The organism is Dyella lutea, assembly GCF_024158035.1.
Taxonomy (GTDB): Bacteria; Pseudomonadota; Gammaproteobacteria; order Xanthomonadales; family Rhodanobacteraceae; genus Dyella_A; species Dyella_A lutea.
Genome location: NZ_JAMZEK010000001.1, coordinates 801565 through 822741, shown reverse-complemented (window position 1 = coordinate 822741; position 21177 = coordinate 801565). Strand labels below are relative to the sequence as shown.

Here is a 21177-nt window from a genome sequence, read left to right as displayed (position 1 = left end):
GATGCCGAACGAAGCGCCCTACGCGCAGCTCACCCCCGACCTGGTGCTGGATGCCGTCGCCGCCTGCCGGCTGTGGCCGGACGGCCGCCTGCTGGCGCTGAACAGCTACGAGAACCGCGTGTGGCAGGTCGGCATCGAGGATGCCGCGCCGGTGATCGCCAAGTTCTACCGGCCCGGCCGCTGGAGCGATGCGGCGATCGAGGAGGAGCACGCCTTCGCGCAGGAACTGGCCGACGCGGAGATCCCGGTGGTCGCGCCGCTGCGCTTCGACGGCCGCAGCCTGCTGCAGCACGGCGGCTACCGCTATGCGCTGGCGCCGCGCCACGGCGGCCGCGCGCCGTCGCTGGAATCGCGCGACCAGCTGGAGTGGCTGGGCCGGCTGATCGCCCGTATCCACACCGTCGGTGCGCGCGCGCCGTTCGCGCATCGCGGCCGGCTGGACCGCGCCACGATGATCGCCGCGCCGGTGGCCGCCGTGCTGGCTTCGCCGCTGCTGCCGCCCTCGCTGGAAGGCGCCTACCGCGCCGCCACCGACCGGCTCGACCAGGCCGTGGCCGATCGGCTCGAGGCGGTCGGCCCGATACGCACGCTGCGCCTGCATGGCGACTGCCACCCCGGCAACGTGCTGTGGACCGACGCCGGCCCGCACTTCGTCGACCTCGACGACGCGCGCAGCGGCCCGGCCGTGCAGGACCTGTGGATGCTGGCCAACGACGAAGCGGCGATGGAGGCCCTGCTCGAGGGGTACAACAGCATGCGCGACTTCGACCCGGCCGAGCTGGCGCTGGTGCCGGCGCTGCGTGCGATGCGCCAGGTACACCACGCCGGCTGGATCGCCCAGCGCTGGCACGATCCGGCGTTCCCGCTGGCGTTCCCGTTCGTGGCCGAGCCGCGCTGGTGGGAGCAGCACGTCACAGACCTGCACGAACTGGCCGACGATCTGGAATGATGCGCTACCTCAGGTAGGAGCGCCCTCGGGCGCGATGCTTTTGGCTCTTGCTGTCTCAGCAACCGCAAGAACATCGCGACCAAGGTCGCTCCTGCAAGAACCATTTCCCTTTGTTCCGGAGCACTGCATGCGTTCGTTCCTGTTCCGCCTGATCGGCATCCTCGAAGTGGCCGGCGGCTTCCTCGGCGTGGTGGCGATGATCCGCCGGTTGCTGCCGCTGGGTTCCACCTACGAAACGCTGATGGCGCTGATCGGCCTGGCGCTGTTCGGCTTCATCCTCATCGCGGGCGTGCTGCTGCTGGAAGGCAGCGAGCGCGGTGTGTCGCTGTCGCGCGTGGCGCAGCTGCTGCAGCTGCCGCTGATCGCCACCCCGGTGTTCAGCTACGCGCTGCACGCGGGTGGCTTCGTCAACGTGTTCGCGGTGATCCACGACGGCATGCGGCTGGGGCTGGACTACCACATCGGCTCGCACGGCTTCGTGCTGGCGGTGGCTGGACCCGGCGTGTCGCGGATCGGCCTCAACCTGCTGGCGCTGCTGTCCTGGCTGGTGCTCAAGCTGCGCTGATCTTCCGGAACGATCGTCAACCACCAAGGAGAGGTTTCATGGCACGACCCTGCTACATCGAGCTGCCCGCCGCCGACATTGCGGCGTCCAAGGCCTTCTACACCCAGGCCTTCGGCTGGGCGCTCGCCGACTTCGGCCCAACCTACGCGGCGACCACCACCGGCGACGTCGACGTCGGCCTGCAGGGCGACGCCAGCGAGGCGCCGGCCGCGCCGCTGCCGGTGGTCCAGGTGGATGATCTGGAGGCCGCGCTGGCCGCCGTCACCGCGGCCGGCGGCACCGTAGTGCGGCCGATCTTCGGCTTCCCCGGCGGCCGCCGCTTCCAGTTCCGCGACCCGCACGGCAACGAACTGGCGGTGATGCAGGCCGAGTGATCGGCTGGTCAGCGCCCGATGGGATGGTTGCGGGAGGCTGGCGCTTGCGCGCCGGCCACCCAACTCGACAACGCGGCCACCGTCAGGGCGTGGCCCGGGTCGATATCCGACGATAGCGCCATGCGCAGGACGCGGCCGTCCGGTCCGACCACCGCCATGGCAGGGTAGGCGCTCACGCCGACAGACTCGATCAACGGCATGGCATCCGGCAGTACCGGCCAGCCGAAGTGGTGTTTGGCGACGTAATCGCGGGTGGTTCCGGCATCGTCGAAGGTGACGGCGAGCACCGATACCTCCGGATGTCCGTGCGCATAGGCGGTCAGGACGGGCGTCTCCTGAATGCACGGCGCGCACTGCGAAAAGTAGAAATTGATCAGCGTGGTGTGGCCGCGCAGTGACGCCGCGTCGACCGTGCGCCCCTGCAGATCGGCAAGCCGGAATGCCGGCCATGCCTGACCGGACTTGAGCATCGCTCCGCGCGCATGCGCGCTGGACGCCGCGGCCTTAGCCAGCAGGGCAGCCTGGCTCCCGGGGCGATTGAGTCGCAGGTCGGCCGTGTGTTTCGCCGGATCGTGGTCGAAGCTGAAAGTGCCGTGATGGTCGAACACCGCGGTGATGAATGCCGCGCGCGCGATCGCCTTGCCCTCGGCATCTCGATAGGTAATGGCGTAGCTGCCGTCGATACCCTCCATGTTCAGCAGCTTGTCGAGTCCCGAGGACGCCTTGCCTTGAGCCGGCACGGCGGCGATCGCGGGGGCGCCGAGCACAAGCCCCACCCCCAGCATGCAGCCCCGAACGAATGCCCATGTCATCAGTGCGCTCCTTGCCTTGGGTCTTCGGCTAGTTGACCAGAAGGTGCGCTCCGCCGACAACGCCGATGGCGCCAGCTATCATTCCCCGATGAACACGCCCGCCACGCTCCCCGTCATCCAGCTCAAGTCCGACCGCACGCCCGGCCACCCGTGGGTGTGGTCGGCGCAGGTGCACAAGCCGGAGGGCCGGCTGCCGCCGGGTAGCGTGGTCGAGGTAGTCGATGCCAAGGGCCGCTTCGTCGGCCGCGGCTTCTGGAACGGCCATGCGCGCATCGCGCTGCGTATTCTGAGCAACAGGGACGACGAGACCATCGACGCCGACTGGATCGCCCGCCGCATCGGCGTGGCGGTGCAGCTGCGCCGCGACTGGCTGCAACTGGACGGTGCCAGCGACGCCTGGCGCGTGGTGCACAGCGAGGGCGACGGGCTCTCGGGCCTGATCGTCGACCGCTACGCCGACATCCTGGTGGTGGAGTATTTCGCCGCCGGCATGTGGAAGTTCCGCGAGGCGATCCACGCCGCCCTGCTCGCGCACTTTCCCGACGCGCGGCTGTACTGGTTCGCCGAGAACCACGTGCAGAAGCAGGAATCCTTCGACTGCCGCAGCCCCGAGCCGCCGCAGCCGGTCGAGGTGCACGAGCACGGCCTGGCCTTCCATGCGGCGCCGGGGCTGGGCCACAAGACCGGCTTCTTCGCCGACCAGCGTGACAACCGCCGCCGCTTCGCCGAACTGGCGAAGGGCCGCCGCGTGCTCGACCTGTGCTGCAACGCCGGCGGCTTCGCCGTGCACGCGATGGCCGTCGGCGCGCAGTCGGCGATCGGCGTGGACATGGACGCTGGCATCCTGGAGATCGCCCGCGCCAACGCGGCGGCAAACCACTTGGACATCGCCTTCGAGCAGGCGGACATCTTCGACTGGGTGCGCGCGGCGGTAGCCCGCGGCGAGAGCTACGACGCGGTGATCCTCGACCCGGCCAAGCTCACCCGCGACCGCAACCGGGTGATGGACGCGCTGAAGAAATACTTCGCGATGAACCGCATGGTGCTGGACGTGATCCCGCCCGGCGGCCTGCTGCTGACCTGCTCGTGCACCGGCCTGGTCAGCGAGGCGGATTTCCTGGAGATGCTGCGCAGGGTGTCGCTCAACGCCGGCCGCGAGATCCAGATCCTCTACGTGCGCGGCGCCGGCCCGGACCACCCGGTGCGCGCCGACGTGCCGGAAAGCCGCTACCTGAAGGCGGTGTTCTGCAAGGTGCTGTGAGCACCGCCGTGGGCTCGCGGCGATGCGTCGCTCAACGCGGCGGCGGCACCCGGTCGGCCAGCACCAGTTCGAGCGTCTCCGCGCGCCCGCCGCGCAGGTAGTCCACCCGCAGCCGCGTGCCCGCCGGCAGCTCGCGAAGCCGCTGGCGCCAGGCGTCCAGACTGCGTCGGCCGACCGGCTCGTCGCCGATCGCGGTGATCCGGTCGCCCAGCGCCAGCCCGGCGGCCGCCGCGGCTCCGGTGACCGCTGCCACTTCCAGTCGATCGCCGTCGGCGAGCAGCCAGCAGCCGCAGCGGTCATAGTCGTCAGGGCGACGGGCGTCCGCATTGGGTTTGAGGTACATGCGGCTGTGTGCGTAGTCGAACGCCACGGTGAAGCGGCGCAGCAGCCCACCACCCACATTGGCGTCGATGTCCGGATCGGCGAAGGCGCCGCTGTCGCGCACGTAGATGTCGCCGACCAGCCCGCCGAGCGGGATGCCGCCCAGGTCAAGCCTCCCCAGCCGCGCCGGGCGTCCGTAGGAGGCCCCGCCGACGCCCCACCCCACCACCGCCTCGGCCGCCGCGTGGTAGCGCGCGACCAGGTCGTGGCGGCGCGCGAACGGCGCATGCAGGGTCACCGTGGAACGCGAGCCGGTGTCGATGCTGACCCGCATCGGCACGCCGTCGAGCGTGCCGTGGACCAGCGGGATGCGCTCGTCCAGGGTAAACGGCAGCATCGCCGCCCCGGCCGGTGGCTGGAAACGGTCCGGCCGGACCAGTGTCAGCGTGTGCGCGGCGTAATCGATGGTCACACCAAAACGGCGGAATAGTTCGTAGCCGACCAGGCCGTCGACCCGCGTGCCCTCGACCTGGTCGAGCCGGCCCAGGTCGATCACGTAGAGCACCGGCTTTTCCATCAGCGCGTCGCCCAGCCGCAGCGTGCCGGCACGCGCCAGCGCGACGTCGGTCTGCTTCTGACCGGCGCCGCGACCGCGCATCCGCCCCTCGGTCGCCAGGCCCAGTCGGCGCGCGGCGGCGGGCGTGAGCAGGTTGAAGCCACCGGTATCCACCAGCAGGTGCACCGGCTGGCCGTTGATGCGGGCGTCGACGAACAGGTGGTTGTTGATCACCTGCAGCGGCACCGTGGCGACGCCGCGGGCGTTGTCGATGCGCACGCTGTCGTCCATCGCCGGGGCGGCATAGAGCGCGTCGCGTACCGGGCGATGGATCGCCACTTCGTGCAAGGTCAGCCGCTGCACCGTGCGCGGGTCGCCGCGATCTTCCACGCGGCGGAACGGCAGCCGCACCCCGTCCACCGTGCGCCAGTCGGCGTAGCGGGTGGTGCGCCTGTCCAGCCCCTGCCGCATGCGCGTGCGCACCAGCAGGCCGCTGGCCTGGTCGAACCACAGCTCCACCGCCACGCCGTCGCGTGGGGTGGCGCGGATCACCTCGTAGCGACGGCCGTCCTCGCTCCGCGACTCGGCGGCGCCGAGTTGCGCCGGCCAGCGCGTGGGGAACCAGTAGCCGCGCGCGACCAGCCAGGCTTCCGTGCGGGCATGGGCCTGCTCGCTGGCACCGGTGGTGCGGCTCACCTCGCCGCCCGGATCGCGCTGCCAGGAGCTGCTACCGTCATAGCCTTCGGCCCGCTGCAGCTGGCCGAGTCGGCCACGACTGGCCCAGCGCCCGGTGCGCGGGTCCTGCCATTCGACGACCTCGCCGGCCAGGCCGCTGGCCTCGAGCCGGCCCCGCATCTCGATGCCGCCCACCGTGTTCCAGCGGTCGCCGCCGCTGGCCGCCCTGGCGCGGGCCAGCACCGCCGCGGTATCGGTGGCATGCAGCGGCATCGCCACCATGCAGATGGCGACCAGCGCCCAGTTCGACCAGCTTCGCGACACGCCATCGCTCCGATTCACCCGTTCGGGCAGGACGCACAGCATCGCCGTCCACGCGCAACGGCCGCATCGGCCCAAAGGCACAGCGACCAACGGCACATGCCGACCAGGCGTCTCCGGATCCGAGACGGCAGCGCGTAGACTTCGCGTCTCGTGCTCCATGGAATCACCGATGTCTCCCGAAAGGATCCTCCTCGTCGCCCTGCTGCTGGTCGCATTGGCCGGGCTGGTGCTGCAACTGGTGCTGCTCCTGCGCGGGCGGGGCGACACCGACCTCGCCGCGCGGCTGGACGCGCTGAAGGACGACAACGAGCGCCTGCAACGCGTGCTGCGTGAGGAACAACGCGCCGGTCGCGAGGAACTGCAGCAGGGCTTCGACCGCTTCCGTCAGCACGTCGGCGAGCAGCTTGGTGCGGTATCGCAGCAGCAGTTGGAGCGCATCGATGCGTTCGGCCAGCGGCTGGCCACCCTCACCGACCGCACCGAGCGCGGCCTGGAGGCGCTGCGCAACGGCTTGGCCGAGGACGCCCGCAAGTCCCGCGAGGACCAGCGCCAGACCCTCGGCCAGTTCGGCGAGCAGATGCAGGCGCGGCTGGCCGCGGTGGCCGAGGGCAACGAGCGCCGTATGGTCGAGGTACGCGGCACCCTCGACGCCCAGCTCAAGGCGCTGCAGCAGGACAACGCGCAGCAGCTGGAGAAGATGCGCGCCACCGTCGACGAGAAACTGCATGCCACGCTGGAGACGCGACTGACCGAGAGCTTCGGCAACGTCACCAGGATGCTGGCGCAGGTGCACCAGGGCCTGGGCGACATGACCAAGCTCGCCGCCGACGTCGGCGGCCTGCAGCGGGTGCTGACCAATGTGAAGTCCCGCGGCGTGTTCGGCGAGGTGCAGCTGGCCGGCCTGCTCGAGCAGGTGTTCACGCCGGACCAGTACGCCGCCAATGTGGCCACCGTGCCGGGCAGTGCCGAACGGGTGGAGTTCGCGGTGAAGTTTCCCGGCTCCAGTCCGGAAGCGCCGGTGTGGCTGCCGATCGACGCCAAGTTCCCGCGCGAGGACTACGAGCGCCTGCTCGACGCGCAGGAACGCGCCGACGCCGACGCCGCCCGCGCAGCGGGCGACGCGCTGGAGCGCCGCGTGCGCGAGGAGGCCAAGCGGATCCGCACCAAGTACGTGGCGCCGCCGCACAGCACCGAGTTCGCCGTGCTGTTCCTGCCCACCGAGGGCCTGTACGCCGAGGTGCTGCGCCGGCCCGGCCTGTTCGAGGCGATGCAGCGCGAGCACCGCATCACCCTGGCCGGCCCGACCACCCTGCTGGCGCTGCTGACCAGCCTGCAGGTCGGATTCCGCACGGTGGCGATCGAGAAGCGCTCGTCGGAGGTATGGCGCATCCTCGGCGCGGCCAAGACCGAGTTCGGCAAGTTCGGCGACGTGCTGGACAACGTGAAGAACAAGCTCGACCAGGCCAGCAAGCAGATCGACCAGACCGGCGTGCGCACGCGCGCGATCGAACGCAAGCTGCGCGACGTGGAATCGCTGCCGGGCGAGGATGCCTCGGGCCTGCTCGGCAACGGCGAGAGCGAAGCGGACAACGACGCGTGAGCGAGACCCCGCGCCCGCTGGCCGAGCTGCTCCGGCGCGTCGAGCAGGTGGGCGAGGAGGTGGCGCAGCTACGCCGCGCGCTGTCGCGGCGCGACCGGCTGCTGACCGGGCTGGCCTATGCGTTGCGCGCCGTCGCCGCCGCCGCGCTCGGCTACTACGGCGCGCTGGCGGTGGGGCTCACGCAGGGTTTCTGGGCGGCGATCACCGCGATCTCGGTGACCCAGGCCAGCTATGCGGAAGTGAGCCATTCCTCGCGCGACCAGTTCATCGGGGCGATCATCGGCGGTGTGGTCGGAATCGCCGCCGCGGCGCTGGTGCACAACCAGTTTCCCGCCTACGCGCTGGCCCTGGTGGTCGGCCTGACGCTGTGCTGGATGCTCGACCTCGGTGCCGCCGGACGCGTGGCCGGCGTCACCGTGACCATCGTGATGCTGGTGCCGCACGCGGGCACCTTCCTGCAGTTCGCGCTGTTCCGCCTCGGCGAGGTGGTGATGGGCGCAGTCGCCGCGTTGCTGGTCACCAGGCTGTGCGCGCCGATCGAGCGGCGACTGCTGGGGCCGACCGGCCTACCGGGCGACCACCGCTAGCTGCCCATCGGCGACTTGAGACGCAGACCGGCACCCAGGGTCTGCGTGCTGCCGTTCGGCACTGCATCGGGCGCACCCTCGGCCAGACGCTTGCCAGCCCACGGCGCCTGCTCACGCGGGCCGGGGATGTAGCGCTGCCAGTGACCGTAGGCCATATCCTTGCCGGGGCCACCCTCGCCACCCAGGTTGAAGTGCACAGGTATGCGCGCGACCCAGAACGGCGCGCCGGCCCGGGGCCCGACGGTAGGTATGCGGAATGTCCAGGCATGGGCGGCATCCAGCGATGCATCCGCCAGCAGTCGGCGGAAATAGCGCATCTGCAGTTCGGTGCCGTACTGGTCGAGGTTCACCTGTTCGGCGATGGCATCGAGCACGTGGCCATCCCGTCCCACCTGCACCAGAAGATAGACGGTGCCCGAGACACCTGCTTTGGCGGCGCCGCGCGGATAGATGGGTGCCCTGCGCGTGAGCAGCGCAACCGCCTCGCCGGGATTGGGCGGACCACCGAACGAGCTGCCCGCGATGGTCAGCTTGTAGCTTCCGTCATCCTGAGGGCGCGCCAGTACCCGCAGGCTCATCGACGAATCGACCACCTGACTGTCCGAACCGGTGGGCTGAAACGTCCACTGCGGCAGCAGTTTGCCGATCAAGGCCCGCACCGGTGCCGGCAAGGCCTGCCAGTGATCGATGGTGTAGCCCTGCATCGTGCCGTCCGGCTTCACCTGAACATGGCCGGTCACCAGCATGCTGGCCTCGGCGGTCCTGCGCACGGCACGGGCATCGGCATGCGCGACACCGCACGCCACCAGGGAACCAAGCAGGATCAGAGCAGCATGCTTCATCATCGACTCCTTTCGTGGATGAGCCGCGAGTCTAGGCTCGCCCGACGGGGACGACAACGCGTCGTTTCGCATCCGACCAGCAACGCCCCACGTATGCCTCCAACTCGCCCCTCATTCGGCCCCGGCCGACCCCGGTCCGAAGGCATCCCGCTAAACTCTCCCGCTTGATCTGATCCAGGAACACGCATGAGCGACCATCCCACGCGCAACGACGTCACCCGCGAGCAGGCCGAGGAGGCCGTGCGCACCCTGCTGCGCTGGGCCGGCGACGACCCGTCGCGCGAAGGCCTGCTCGACACGCCCAAGCGCGTGGTGAAGGCGTACGGCGACTGGTTCTCCGGCTACGTGGAAGACCCTGCCGATTACCTCAAGCGCACCTTCGAGGAAGTCGAGGGCTACGACGAAATGGTGGTGCTGCGCGACATCGAGTTCGAGAGCCACTGCGAGCACCACATGGCGCCGATCATCGGCCGCGCGCACGTCGGCTACCTGCCGACCAACCGCGTGGTGGGCATCAGCAAGCTGGCCCGCGTGGTGGACGGCTACGCGCGCCGCTTCCAGGTGCAGGAAAAGATGACCGCGCAGATCGCCCAGTGCATCAACGAGACACTGCAGCCGCGTGGCGTGGCGGTGGTGATCGAGGCCAGCCACGAGTGCATGACCACCCGCGGCGTGCACAAGCGCGGCGTGTCGATGGTCACCAGCCAGATGCTCGGGGTGTTCCGCGAGGATCCGCGCACGCGCGCCGAGATCCTGCAGTTCCTCTGCATCCAGCGCACCTGCTGAGGATGCTGCGCCGCGCCGCATGCCTCGCCATTGCCGTGGCCGGCCTGGCCGCGGCGGATGCATCGGCGCAGGCATCGCGCAGCGCCTACCTGGCGATGTTCGACCGCAACGGCGACGGCCGGGTCAGCGAGGCCGAGTACGTCGGCTACCTGGACCGCGGCTTCGTCGCCATGGACACCAACCACGACGGCACGCTGGAGCCGTCGGAACTGCCGGGCGGCCGCGGTCGTGCCGTGACCCTCGCCCGGCACGAGGCCGACCTGCGCCGCCAGTTCCGCCGGCTCGACCGCAACCACGACGGTTTGCTCGACGCCCGCGAACTGACCGCTCCGCCCGGACCCTGAACCCCGGCACTGCCCGCGCACCCGACGCTGGGCTATCGTGCGCGCTTCGCCCAGACTGTCCGGACACCTTGGATACCGCTTCCACCCCGCGCCGCGCCGCGCTCGCCTTCATCTTCGTGACGGTGCTGCTGGACATGCTGGCTTTCGGCATCATCATCCCGGTGCTGCCGCACCTGGTGGAGCAGCTGATCGGCGGCGGCACCGCCCGCGCCGCCTGGTGGGTCGGCGTGCTGAGCACGGTGTTCGCGATCACCCAGTTCATCTTCTCGCCGATCCAGGGCGCGCTGTCGGACCGCTTCGGCCGGCGGCCGGTGATCCTGATCTCCAACTTCGGGCTGGCGATCGACTTCTTCGTGATGGCGATGGCGCCCACGCTGTGGCTGCTGTTCGTCGGCCGCACCGTGATGGGCATGACTGCGGCCAGCTTCAGCACCGCCAACGCCTACATCGCCGACATCACGCCGAAGGAGAAGCGCGCCGGGGCCTACGGCCTGCTCGGCGCCGCGTTCGGCGTAGGCTTCGTGCTCGGCCCCGGCCTCGGCGGCTGGCTCGGCGCGATGCACCTGCGGCTGCCGTTCTATGTGGCCGGGACGCTGGCGCTGTGCAATTTCCTCTACGGCCTGTTCGTGCTGCCCGAGTCGCTACCGAGGGATCGCCGCGCGCCGCGCTTCGAGATGCACAGCGCGCACCCGATCGGGGCACTGAAGCTGCTGCGCCGCACGCCGACCCTGCTGGGCCTGGGCGCCGCGAGCTTCCTGGTGTTTCTCGCCCACTACGCACTGCAGATCACCTTCGTGCTGTACGGCGATTACCGTTACCACTGGGGCCCGCAGGCAGTCGGCCTGGTGCTGATGCTGGTCGGTGCCTGCGACGGCTTGGTGCAGGCGCTGCTGACCCGCCGGCTGACGCCGCGCTTCGGCGAACGACCGGTGCTGCTGTTCGGCATGGTGTGTGGCATCGCCTCGTTCGTGCTGATGGGACTGGCAAGCACCGGCGGGGTGTTCCTGCTGGGCATCCCGCTGATGGCGCTGTGGGGGCTGTCCAACCCGCCGCTGCAGTCGATCATGACCCATCAGGTCGAAGCGACCGAGCAGGGCCGGCTGCAGGGTGCCAACACCTCGCTGGGCAGCTTCGCCGGCATCTTCGGCCCGTACCTGTTCGCCCAGGTATTCGCCTGGTCGATCGCGCCGGGCAACGCCGTGCACGTACCCGGTTCGGCGTTCCTGCTGGCAGCCGCGCTGCTGGCCGTCGCACTGTTCACCGCGATGCGGGCCACCCGCGGGCTGGCGTCGGCGGGCACGCCGGCGGGCCCAGACCCGGCCCATGCTGCTCACGCGGCCGCGCTGGCGGTACCGGCTAACGGCTCTTCCACCCCCGACCCCACGGAGCACCACCCATGACACTTTCGATGTACCAGGCCTCGGTTCCCGTTTTCGTGCGCGCGCTGGAAAACCTCACCGCTGTGCTCAAGAAGGGCCATGCCCACGCCCAGGCCAAGGGCGTGGACGATGCCGTGCTGCTGCAGACGCGGCTGATCCCGGACATGCTGCCGCTGGTCAAGCAGGTGCAGATCGCCTGCGACATGGCCTGCCGCGGCACCGCCCGCCTCGCCGGCGTGGAACCGGCCTCGTTCGAGGACAACGAGACCACGTTCGAACAGGTCTACGACCGCATCGCCCGCGCCGTCGCCTACGTCAGGGGTTTCGGCGCGGAGCAGATCGACGGCAGCGAGACGCGTGCGATCCACCTGAAGATGCGCAGCGGCGAACTGCACTACGACGGCCAGGCCTATCTGCTCGAATTCGTGCTGCCCAACGTGTTCTTCCATTGCACGACCGCGTACAACATCCTGCGCGAGGCCGGCACCGAGATCGGCAAGCAGGACTTCATCGGCCGCCACTGACGACCAATGGCCGTCCGGCACCTCGTGCCGGACGGCAGCCCTCCAGCAGTAACCGGGAGTGCGCCATGAACACGGACGACCTCGCCCAGGTGATCCGATTGATTTCCGCCCGCCAGCAGGCGGACAGCGTGGTGATCGCTGCGCTGCTCACCGCCCATCCGGCCCCCCTGATGGTGCTGGATCGGCTGAGCCGTCTGGCCGATGCCGACTCGGAAGACGCCGAGCTCAACCAGCCGCCGGATCTGGAAAGCATGGCGGTGTATCGCGAGCGTCTGACCCATTGGATCGGACTGGCCCGGCGCTGCGTCGCCGACCGGCTGCCGCCGCTCGAGCCGCCCCTTCCGGACCCGACCGGCCGGGACGGGTGACGCGGGACGTCAGTCCGGACCTGTTTGGTCGCATTCGAACGTTCCGATCGCCCATCAGGGCCACCTTTCCCGGGCGCGCAAAGCCCTTCCGGGTCGGCGACCCCCTCTCCGGCAGCCCGAAGGGGCCGATTTCCGGCCGGTACCGACCCCGGACCGATGACCGATCCGGGGATACGGGTCGCAGCGCGTTTCCGAAGTGTGATCGACCCCGCAATTGTGCCTGCCTCGCTGGCGCGGCCCCTGCTTCCTTTCAGCCAGGACAGGCCGGCGGCTCCCCCATCCCCCCGACGGTCTTCCCGGTGCGATCAAGGGATGTTCCCTCGCCAGTTGAGGACAGGACCATGGAAACCATCATCGAGTACGTCATCGTCGGAGGCCCGCAACACGGCATGACCTGCCGCCACCCGCTGCCGTCGCTGCCCGCCGAGGCCATCGCCATCGCGACCGGCGACGGAGAGCTGTGCCGCGCCGCCGCGCGCCGGCACACTCGCGGCCCCGGTCCCCGCATGCTGCTGCTTCACCCCAAGGCCACGGGCGACCAGTTCCTCACCATGCTGGCGGCCTGACCGCACCGCTTTCCCTTTCAGCGACCGGCGGAGCAAGGCCTCCCCCTACCCCCGCCAGCCCCCCGCCGGCCGCTGATTTTTCCTCCCCGCCGCTCACCCACGGCCCGCCTCCGGCGGGCCGATCCTTGTCCGCGCCCCGCGCGGCCCGGACAATGCGCGCCTGCGGCCCTCGTGGCCGCCGCCATCCCGCCGAACAAGCGAGCGCGCCGACATGCTGCGACTGACCGACCTCAAGCTGCCGCTGGACCACACCGAGGCCGATCTCGAGCAGGCGATCCTCACCCGTCTCAAGCTCGGCAAGGGTGCGCTGCGCGGCTACAGCGTGGCCAAACGCAGCACCGACGCGCGCAAGCGCGGCGCGATCGCCCTGATCTACGCGCTGGACCTGGAGCTGGCCGACGAGGCCGCCGTGCTGGCGCGCTTCGCCGACGACCGCCACCTCGGCCCCACCCCGGATACCAGCTACCGCTTCGTCACGCAGTCGCCGGCGAAAAGCCCGCACCGACCGATCGTGATCGGCATGGGCCCGTGCGGCCTGTTCGCCGGGCTGGTGCTGGCGCAGATGGGCTTCCGGCCGATCATCCTGGACCGCGGCAAGGCGGTGCGCGAGCGTACGAAGGACACCTGGGACCTGTGGCGCAAGCGCAACCTGCACCCGGAGTCGAACGTGCAGTTCGGCGAAGGCGGCGCCGGCACCTTTTCCGACGGCAAGCTGTACAGCCAGATCTCCGACCCGAAGCACTACGGCCGCAAGGTGCTGACCGAATTCGTGAAGGCGGGCGCGCCGGAGGAGATCCTGTGGATCAACCGGCCGCACATCGGCACCTTCCGGCTGGTATCGATGGTCGAGCACATGCGCGCCACGATCGAGTCGCTGGGCGGCGAGATCCGCTTCAGCCAGCGCGTCGAGGACCTGCTGCTTGAGGCCGAAGGCAACGAGCGCCAGCGCATGCGCGGCGTGCGCCTGGCCAGCGGCGAGGAACTGCGCAGCGAGCACGTGGTACTGGCGGTGGGCCACAGCGCGCGCGACACCTTCGCCATGCTGTACGCGCGCGGCGTGTACGTGGAGGCCAAGCCGTTCTCGGTCGGCTTCCGCGTGGAGCATCCACAGTCGGTGATCGACCGCGCCCGCTACGGCCCGCAGGCCGGCCACGAGCGGCTCGGCGCGGCCGACTACAAGCTGGTGCACCACGCGAAGAACGGCCGCAGCGTCTACAGCTTCTGCATGTGCCCGGGCGGCACCGTGGTGGCGGCAACCAGCGAACCGGGTCGCGTGGTCACCAACGGCATGAGCCAGTACTCGCGCAACGAGCGCAACGCGAATGCGGCGATCGTGGTCGGCATCGATCCGGCCGACTACGCCGCGTTCGATCCCAGCGGCAGCCCGCTGGCCGGCATCGCCCTGCAGCGCGCGCTGGAGAGCCATGCCTACGTGCTGGGCGGGGAGAACTACAACGCGCCGGGCCAGCTGGTCGGCGACTTCCTCGCCGGGCGGGCCTCGTCGGCCTTCGGCGAGGTGCTGCCCTCGTTCAAGCCGGGCGTCACCCTGGGCAGCCTGGACAGCGCGCTGCCCGACTACGCGATCGCCGCGATCCGCGAGGCGATGCCCGCGTTCGACCGGCAGATCCGCGGCTTCGGCATGCACGACGCGGTGTTCACCGGGGTGGAAACGCGCACCTCCTCGCCGATCCGCATCAAGCGCGACGAGTCGCTGCAGAGCCTGAACACCACCGGCCTGTACCCGGCCGGCGAGGGCGCGGGCTACGCCGGCGGCATCCTCTCGGCGGGCGTGGACGGCATCCGCGTGGCCGAGGCGGTGGCGCTGAGCCTGACCGGCGGTTGAGCCTGGGCCGATCCGCCACCATCTGGCGGGGGTCGGCCAGCCCGTCGCTGGCGCTCACGGAACGTCCCCATGTCCGAACCCAAAACCCTTCGCATCGACTTCGTTTCCGACGTGGTGTGTCCCTGGTGCGCCGTCGGCCTGGCTTCGCTGGAGCAGGCGCTGGGCGCACTGCAAGGCGAAGTGCAGGCCGAGATCCACTTCCAGCCGTTCGAGCTGAACCCGCAGATGGCGCCGGAAGGCGAGGACATTGCCGAGCACCTGGGCCGCAAGTACGGCCTGAACGCCGCGCAGCTGGCGCAGAACCAGGAGGCGCTGCGCCAGCGCGGTGCATCGGTGGGCTTCACCTTCGCCCACCAGGACCAGCGCCGCATCGTCAACACCTTCGATGCGCACCGCCTGCTGCACTGGGCCGAAGAGAGCGGCCGGCAGCACGCGCTGAAGCGTGCCCTGCTGGTCGCCTATTTCACCCACGGCCAGGACGTCAGCGACCACGCCGTGCTGGCGAGCGTGGCCGCGTCGGTAGGTCTGGATGCCGCCGAGGCCGCAGCCGTGCTCGCCAGTGACCGTCACGCGCAGGACGTGCGCGGTGACGAGCAGTTCTTCCTGCGCGCCGGCATCCACTCGGTACCGGCGGTGATCGTCAACCGGCAGCACCTGATCTCCGGCGGCCAGCCGCCGGAAGTCTTCGAGCAGGCACTGCGGCAGATCGCCGGCGGCTGAAGCGGGCTCAGGCCGGCTCGACCACCCAGTGCTCGACCGGCTCGGGCCGGCCGAGCAGGAAGCCCTGGCCCAGCTCGCAGGCCATGTTGCGCAGCAGGGAGCGCTGACGCTGCGTCTCGATGCCCTCGGCGATCACGTGGATGTCCAGCGCACGCGCCAGCGCCAGGATCGCCTCGACCACGGTGGAACTGTTGGCATCGCCGGCATCCAGCGCCTGCACGAAGCTGCGGTCGATCTTGAGGATGCGCAACGGCAGCGAGTGAAGGTAGTTGAGCGAGGAATACCCGGTGCCGAAGTCGTCCAGCGCCGCCCCCACGCCGGCCAGGCGCAGGCGCTCGAGGATGTTGCGCACGCGGTCGGGATCGTCCAGCAGCGAGCCCTCGGTCACCTCCACGATCACCCGCGACGGCGACACGCCCACGCGCGCGATCATGCCCAGCAGGCGATGGTCGAAGTCGCCATGGCGCAGGTGCTGTGCCGACACGTTGAGGGTGAGGAATTCGCTGTCTCCCGGCAGTCGAAGGAGCGCCTCGCAGGCGCGTTCGAACAGTTGCCAGTCGATCGCCTCGATCTGTCCGCAATCCTCGGCCACCCGCAGGAAGGCGCCGGGCAGCAGCGTGCCGCGCTCGGGATGGTGCCAGCGCAGCAGCGCTTCGTAACCGACCAGCTCGCCGGTCTCCAGCCGGCAGATCGGCTGCAGGTAGGGCTGGAACTCGCCGCGCTGCAGGCCCTGGCGCAGCTCGCCCTCCATGCTCAACTCGTCCACCAGGTTTCTTGCCAGGGTGTCGTCGAACATCGCGTAGCGCTTGCGACCGAGCTCCTTGGCGCGATAGAGCGCCTTGTCCGCGTCGCGCAGCAGCTCGTCGGCGTGGGTGTAGCGGCTGTCGCCCAGGGCGATGCCCAGGCTGGCGCTGGGCTGCAGCTCGCGGCCGGACACCGGCAGCGCGTGGCCGACCGCGTCGAGTACGCGCTGGGCCACGCGGGCCGCGGACTCGGGGGTGTCCACATGCTCGAGCAGGATCGCGAACTCGTCGCCGGCCAGCCGCGCGACCACGTCCGGTTCGCGCACGCAGGCCTGCAGGCGCTGCGCGACCTCCTTCAGCACGGCGTCGCCGGCCAGGTGGCCGAGGCTGTCGTTGATGATCTTGAAGCGGTCCACGTCGATGTAGAGCAGCGCGCAGCGGACCTGCGGATCCAGCGCCATTCGCTCCAGCGCGCGGTCGATGCGGCCGCGCAGGAAATCGCGGTTGGGCAGGCCGGTGAGCGGATCGTGCATCACCTGGTGGCGCAGCTGCTGCTGCATGCGCTCGCGCTCGCGGATCTCGCGGCGCAGTTCGCGGGTGCGTTCGTGCACGCGCTCCTCGAGCTGCGCATAGGCGTGCTGCAAGGCATCGGCGACGCGGCGACGCTGCAGGCTGATGGCGATCTGCGAGGCGACGAAGCCGAGCAGTTCGAGTTCCGAGGGGCCATAGGTCTCCGGACCGGTGTAGCTCTGCACGGCGACCACGCCGATCGTGCGGTCGCCGTCGCGCAACGGCACACCGAGCCAGCACTGCGAGGGCGTACCGGTGTTGTGGACGTCGATCATCCCCCGCCTGCGCATGTCATCCATCGCATCGGCATCGAGCAGGAGCGCGCCATGGCCCAGCACGTATTCGCACAGGCCGCGTCCGAGCGGTCGCGGCGCATAGCATTCGCCGGTGATGTCCACTGCGTAGGGAAACTCGAGCATGCCGCTCGGCTCATCGACCAGCGCGATGAAGAAGTTGCTGGCCTCGATCAGCCCGCCGACCGTGGCGTGCACCTCGCGATAGAAGGCCTGGCGGTCGATCTCGTCGGTGGCCAGGCGGGCGATGCGGAACAGGGTACCCTGCAGGCGCTCGGCACGTTGGCGCTCGGCCACCTCCTGCTTGAGGCCCCGGTTCAGCGTGTCCAGCTCGGCGGTACGCTCACGCACGCGCCGCTCGAGGTCCTCGCGCCCTTCCCGGCGCTGCAGCGCGGTGAGCATGTGGTTACCGACGAACTGCAGCAGTGCCTGGTCCTCCGGCGTATAGCGGCTGCCCGGTTCGTAGGTCTGCACGACCAGCGCGCCACACACCGCTCCCTCGCACAGCATCGGCACACCCAGCCAGTAGACGCATTGCGGCCCGACCAGCCGCAGCGTGGCGCCGAGCTCGCGCTCGATCTCCTCCGGCGTCCCGCGCAACGGCCGCCCGCCGGTGAGCAGATGCCAGGTCCAGGTGCCCTCCAGCCGAGCCAGTGGGGTCTCCTCGCCCGGCTGCCCCTCCTCGTCCAGGGTGTCGGCGTAGTACAGGAAGCGCAGCGTGCCGCGGACCGGATCATGGCGGACGATGAAGAAATTCTCCGCATACATCAGGCCACCGACGATGTCGTGGACGGCCCGCAGCATGTCCGGCATCTCCAGCTCCGAGGCGGACAGCTCGGAGATGCTCAGCAGGGCCCGCTGCAGCAGCTCCGAGCGCTCCAGCTGGTCGTGCGAACGCTGCAGGTCGGTCAGTTCCAGCGTGCGCTGGAGCTGGCGGCCGGCCAGCTGGAGCAGCGCCGCGGGCAGGCTCGCCATGGCCTGCACGGGGTCCCGTCGGGCCTCGCGCCAGCGCAGCAGCAACACCGCGCGCGCCGGACGGCACAGCCGCCAGGCCAGCAGCGAGCCATCGGCGCTGCCGTGCAGCCGCTCCTGTCCGGTCACGGCAAGGACAACATCGGTCGCATCGGCGTCCAGGCGCATCGGTGGACAGCACTCCGGCTGCACCTGCCCGGGCATCCACCACAGCACCCAGGCCGCCTCGACCTCCGGCGAGCTCAGCGCCATGTCCGTCACCACGCCGGCCACGGCCGACGGGCTCGGCGCTTCCAGCAACCGCTCCAGCCACGTCAGCGGGCTGGCGACGGGCGTGCTCGGCATCTCGTCGTGCGGTAGTGGCTTCATCGGATCTCGTCGCTCCATGGCCATCGGCGAAGCCTGCCGGGGACGATCCGATACACTGGTCTACCCGCGTGCCTGCCCTCGCTTCCACGCCTCATCGCCCCTTATCGACCGCTTCCCCTCCGGCTTGACCCCGTGCTGACCGACGACACCAAGGACGCCATCCGCGCCGCCTACACCCGTCTCAAAGACGGCCTGCCCGGCTTCCGTCCGCGCGCCTCGCAGGGGCGGATGATCGCCGAGGTGGCCAAGGCGCTGGCCGAGGAAGGCGGCGCGGCGGCAATCGAGGCGCCGACCGGCACCGGCAAGTCGATGGCCTACCTGATCGCCGGCCACGCGGTAGCGCGGGCGCAGAAGAAGAAGCTGCTGATCGCCACCGCCACGGTCGCGCTGCAGGAGCAGTTGGTGCAGCGGGACATCCCGCTGTACCTGTCGATCAACGGCATCGAGGCCAAGGTGGCGCTGGCCAAGGGCCGCGGCCGCTACGTCTGCCCGCGCAACCTGCTGATGGCCGGCAACAGCGTGGCCGCCGACGCCCAGCTTGGACTGGGCTTCGACACCGACCTGGCGCTGTGGAGCAAACCGCCGGACGCGCGCGACAAGGCTGCGCTGGGCAAGCTGGTGACCGCGCTGGACACCGGCCGCTGGGACGGCGACATGGACGCCGCGCCGGAAGCGGTCGGCGACCTGGTGCGCTCGATGATCACGACCAGCGCCGGCGGCTGCACCGGCCGCCGCTGCGCGCAGTTCATGGGCTGCCCGTTCTTCGCCGCGCGCCGTGCGGTGGCCGACGCCGAGATCGTGGTCGCCAACCAGGACCTGGTGCTGGCCGACCTGACCATGCCCGGCAGCGAGGAGGACAGCTGGGGCGGCGTGATCCTGCCCAAGCCGGACGAGACGCTGTACGTGTTCGACGAGGCCCACCACGTCGCGAGCAAGGCGATCGACCGCGGCACCGCCGAGGTCTTCCTTGGCGCGGCCGCACGCCAGCTGAGCCGGCTCGGCCGCCAGGTGCACGCGGCCTATTCGCTCACCGACAAGGAATCGCTGGGCAAGCTCACGCTGGACCAGGGCGACGCCAAGCTGCAGGAACTCAGCGACGCGCTGGAGGAACTGGAGCGCGAGATCCGCCTGGCCTGGATGCCCGATCCGGGCGAAGACGTACCGATGTACCGCGGCTCGCTCGGCCAGCTGCCGGAGCAGTGGACGCTGCACGCCGAGCACCTGGCCGTGCTCACCGGCGAGGTGCAGCGCTGGCTCAACGCCGTGCGTCGCGCGGTGGTGGAGATGAGCGAGGGTGGCCCGACCCAGGAAGCGCTGGCGCGCGAACTGGGCATCGCGCTGGAGCGGCTGGAACGGCAGGGCCGCTGCTGGCGCGCCTGGTCCACGCCGGACCACGAACACGCGCCGCCGCTGGCGCGCTGGGTCACCCAGGCGACGGACCAGCAGCTGGTCTGCCACGCCTCGGCGGTGTCGGCCGCGGGCCTGCTGCGCAACGTGCTGTGGGGCAACGCCAGCGGCGTGGTGATGACCTCGGCCACGCTCAGCGCCGGTGCCAATTTCCGCCACTTCGCCGATGCGGTCGGCCTGCCCGACGAGGCGGTCACGCTGAGCCTGCCCTCGCCGTTCAACCTGGCCGAACAGGCGCGGCTGGAAGTGCCGGCGATGCACAGCCTGCCCGACGCCCGCGACGCGCATGCCGAAGAGGTGTGCGCGTGGCTGGCCGAAAACCTGGACTGGGACGCCGGCAACCTGGTGCTGTTCACCTCGCGCGCCAAGCTCGACCGCGTGCTGCAGAAGCTCCCGATCGCGATGGTGCGCAAGGTGCGTGCGCAGGGCTCGCTGGGCAAGTCGCAGCTGGTCGCCGAGCACATCGCCGACATCGAGGCCGGCAAGGGCAGCACGCTGTTCGGCCTGGCCTCGTTCGGCGAGGGCCTGGACCTGCCCGGCAAGCTCTGCGAGACGGTGGTGATCACCCAACTGCCGTTCGCCGTGCCGACCGACCCGGTCGGCGCCACCTACGCCGAGTGGCTGGAATCGCGCGGCCGCAACCCGTTCATCGAAGTGACCATTCCCGAGGCCACGCGCCTGCTGATCCAGTACTGCGGACGGCTGATCCGCAGCGAGGCCGACCGCGGCCGCATCGTGCTGCTGGACCGCCGCGTGGTGGTCAAGCGCTACGGCGAACGCATGCTGCAGGCGTTGCCGCCGTTCGCGCGCGTGATCGAGCGTGCCGCATGAGTGCCGTCGGCCGCATCCTGCGCGCGGACGAATTGCAGCCGGTGCCGTGGCGCAACGGCCAGGGCATCACCCGCGAGATCGCGGCGATGCCGCCGGGCGCGGGAATGGACGATTTCCTGTGGCGCGTGAGCCTCGCCGACGTGGTCGGCGCCGCGCCGTTCTCGCGCTTTCCCGGTGTGGACCGGACCATCGTGCTGATCGACGGTGCCGGCTTCCGCATGACGCTGGACGGCGCGCAGGTCCACGAACTCACCACGCCGTGTGCGCCGTTCGCCTTTCCCGGCGAGGCGGAGGTAGCGGTGGGGCTGGCCGGCGGCCCGACCCGCGACTTCAACCTGATGCTGCGGCGTGGCCGCGCCACCGGCGAGGTCGAGGTATGGCGCGACGAAGCCGCCCGTAGGGCCCCATCGGATCTGCTTCTGCTGCACCTCGTGCATGGCCATGCCCGCACGCCAGACGGTGATCTCGGCCCCGGCGACAGCTGGCTGCCCGGTGCAGACGCGCCCGGCACGATCCAGATCGATGGCGAGGCCCTTGCCGTGCGGGTGCACCTCGCCGGCTGAGCCACCGCTACACTTGCCTCCATTCCCTCAGGG

The 21177-nt window shown here is 70.3% G+C and carries 20 protein-coding genes; 16 read left to right on the top strand and 4 right to left on the bottom strand.

Annotated features, from left to right (window positions below; genetic code table 11):
• Nucleotide 1: 1 nt before the first annotated feature.
• The 3 genes from NC595_RS03635 (at nt 2) to NC595_RS03625 (ending at nt 1888) form a co-directional block, all read left to right on the top strand.
• Entirely contained in the window at nt 2-949 is a 948-nt protein-coding gene (locus NC595_RS03635) for a serine/threonine protein kinase (protein ID WP_253564905.1), read from the top strand.
• 127 nt (nt 950-1076) lie between these two features.
• Entirely contained in the window at nt 1077-1514 is a 438-nt protein-coding gene (locus NC595_RS03630) for a hypothetical protein (RefSeq protein ID WP_253564904.1), read from the top strand.
• A 38-nt stretch (nt 1515-1552) separates the two neighbouring features.
• Nucleotides 1553-1888, top strand: coding sequence for a VOC family protein (locus NC595_RS03625; protein WP_253564903.1), 336 nt, complete (start codon nt 1553-1555; stop codon nt 1886-1888).
• Nucleotides 1889-1896: 8 nt separating this feature from the next.
• On the opposite strand, the gene NC595_RS03620 is transcribed toward NC595_RS03625, so the two are convergent.
• Nucleotides 1897-2673: a TlpA family protein disulfide reductase gene (locus tag NC595_RS03620; protein WP_253564902.1), complete on the bottom strand. Its 777-nt coding sequence runs from the start codon at nt 2671-2673 to the stop codon at nt 1897-1899.
• A 115-nt stretch (nt 2674-2788) separates the two neighbouring features.
• On the opposite strand from NC595_RS03620, the gene NC595_RS03615 reads away from it, so the two are divergent.
• Nucleotides 2789-3961, top strand: a complete 1173-nt coding sequence (locus NC595_RS03615) for a class I SAM-dependent rRNA methyltransferase (protein WP_253564901.1) — start codon at nt 2789-2791, stop codon at nt 3959-3961.
• A 31-nt stretch (nt 3962-3992) separates the two neighbouring features.
• Here the strand turns inward: NC595_RS03615 and NC595_RS20455 are convergent, their stop codons facing one another.
• Complete coding sequence (locus tag NC595_RS20455) at nt 3993-5837, bottom strand: retropepsin-like aspartic protease (RefSeq protein ID WP_253564900.1); 1845 nt, start codon at nt 5835-5837, stop codon at nt 3993-3995.
• Between the two features lie 169 nt (nt 5838-6006).
• Between NC595_RS20455 and NC595_RS03605 the strand changes: the two genes are divergently transcribed.
• Both NC595_RS03605 and NC595_RS03600 read left to right on the top strand, forming a co-directional pair.
• A complete protein-coding gene (locus NC595_RS03605) occupies nt 6007-7437 on the top strand; it encodes a DNA recombination protein RmuC (RefSeq protein ID WP_253564899.1) in 1431 nt (476 codons plus the stop codon).
• Nucleotides 7434-8024 (top strand): FUSC family protein, encoded by a 591-nt coding sequence (locus NC595_RS03600; RefSeq protein WP_253564898.1) that lies wholly within the window; start codon nt 7434-7436, stop codon nt 8022-8024. The genes NC595_RS03605 and NC595_RS03600 overlap by 4 nt, the downstream gene beginning before the upstream one ends.
• Here the strand turns inward: NC595_RS03600 and NC595_RS03595 are convergent.
• Nucleotides 8021-8866, bottom strand: a complete 846-nt coding sequence (locus tag NC595_RS03595; RefSeq protein WP_253564897.1) for an energy transducer TonB — start codon at nt 8864-8866, stop codon at nt 8021-8023. The two genes, NC595_RS03600 and NC595_RS03595, sit on opposite strands and share 4 nt — an antisense overlap.
• Before the next feature lie 186 nt (nt 8867-9052).
• Between NC595_RS03595 and folE the strand changes: the two genes are divergently transcribed.
• The 8 genes from folE to NC595_RS03555 all read left to right on the top strand — a co-directional run bounded on the left by folE (nt 9053) and on the right by NC595_RS03555 (nt 15396).
• A complete protein-coding gene (folE, locus tag NC595_RS03590; protein WP_253564896.1) occupies nt 9053-9652 on the top strand; it encodes a GTP cyclohydrolase I FolE in 600 nt (199 codons plus the stop codon).
• A 2-nt stretch (nt 9653-9654) separates the two neighbouring features.
• A complete protein-coding gene (locus tag NC595_RS03585) occupies nt 9655-9996 on the top strand; it encodes an EF-hand domain-containing protein (RefSeq protein WP_253564895.1) in 342 nt (113 codons plus the stop codon).
• 68 nt (nt 9997-10064) lie between these two features.
• Nucleotides 10065-11396: a TCR/Tet family MFS transporter gene (locus NC595_RS03580; RefSeq protein WP_256488879.1), complete on the top strand. Its 1332-nt coding sequence runs from the start codon at nt 10065-10067 to the stop codon at nt 11394-11396.
• Nucleotides 11393-11899 carry a DUF1993 domain-containing protein gene (locus NC595_RS03575; protein WP_253564894.1) on the top strand — a complete coding sequence of 169 codons (507 nt, stop codon included), beginning with the start codon at nt 11393-11395 and terminating at the stop codon, nt 11897-11899. The genes NC595_RS03580 and NC595_RS03575 overlap by 4 nt, the downstream gene beginning before the upstream one ends.
• Before the next feature lie 65 nt (nt 11900-11964).
• On the top strand, nt 11965-12267 hold the full coding sequence (locus NC595_RS03570; protein ID WP_253564893.1) for a hypothetical protein: 303 nt from the start codon (nt 11965-11967) through the stop codon (nt 12265-12267).
• 341 nt (nt 12268-12608) lie between these two features.
• Entirely contained in the window at nt 12609-12833 is a 225-nt protein-coding gene (locus tag NC595_RS03565; protein ID WP_017463088.1) for a hypothetical protein, read from the top strand.
• A 211-nt stretch (nt 12834-13044) separates the two neighbouring features.
• Nucleotides 13045-14676 carry an NAD(P)/FAD-dependent oxidoreductase gene (locus tag NC595_RS03560; RefSeq protein ID WP_253564892.1) on the top strand — a complete coding sequence of 544 codons (1632 nt, stop codon included), beginning with the start codon at nt 13045-13047 and terminating at the stop codon, nt 14674-14676.
• Between the two features lie 69 nt (nt 14677-14745).
• Nucleotides 14746-15396 (top strand): DsbA family oxidoreductase, encoded by a 651-nt coding sequence (locus NC595_RS03555; RefSeq protein ID WP_253564891.1) that lies wholly within the window; start codon nt 14746-14748, stop codon nt 15394-15396.
• Between the two features lie 7 nt (nt 15397-15403).
• Here NC595_RS03555 and NC595_RS03550 read toward each other — a convergent pair whose 3' ends face one another.
• Nucleotides 15404-18343: an EAL domain-containing protein gene (locus tag NC595_RS03550; RefSeq protein WP_253564890.1), complete on the bottom strand. Its 2940-nt coding sequence runs from the start codon at nt 18341-18343 to the stop codon at nt 15404-15406.
• A 132-nt stretch (nt 18344-18475) separates the two neighbouring features.
• Here NC595_RS03550 and dinG point away from each other — a divergent pair, with 132 nt between their 5' ends.
• Both dinG and NC595_RS03540 read left to right on the top strand, forming a co-directional pair.
• On the top strand, nt 18476-20581 hold the full coding sequence (gene dinG, locus NC595_RS03545; RefSeq protein WP_253564889.1) for an ATP-dependent DNA helicase DinG: 2106 nt from the start codon (nt 18476-18478) through the stop codon (nt 20579-20581).
• Entirely contained in the window at nt 20578-21144 is a 567-nt protein-coding gene (locus NC595_RS03540; RefSeq protein ID WP_253564888.1) for a HutD/Ves family protein, read from the top strand. The genes dinG and NC595_RS03540 overlap by 4 nt, the downstream gene beginning before the upstream one ends.
• Nucleotides 21145-21177 lie beyond the last annotated feature (33 nt).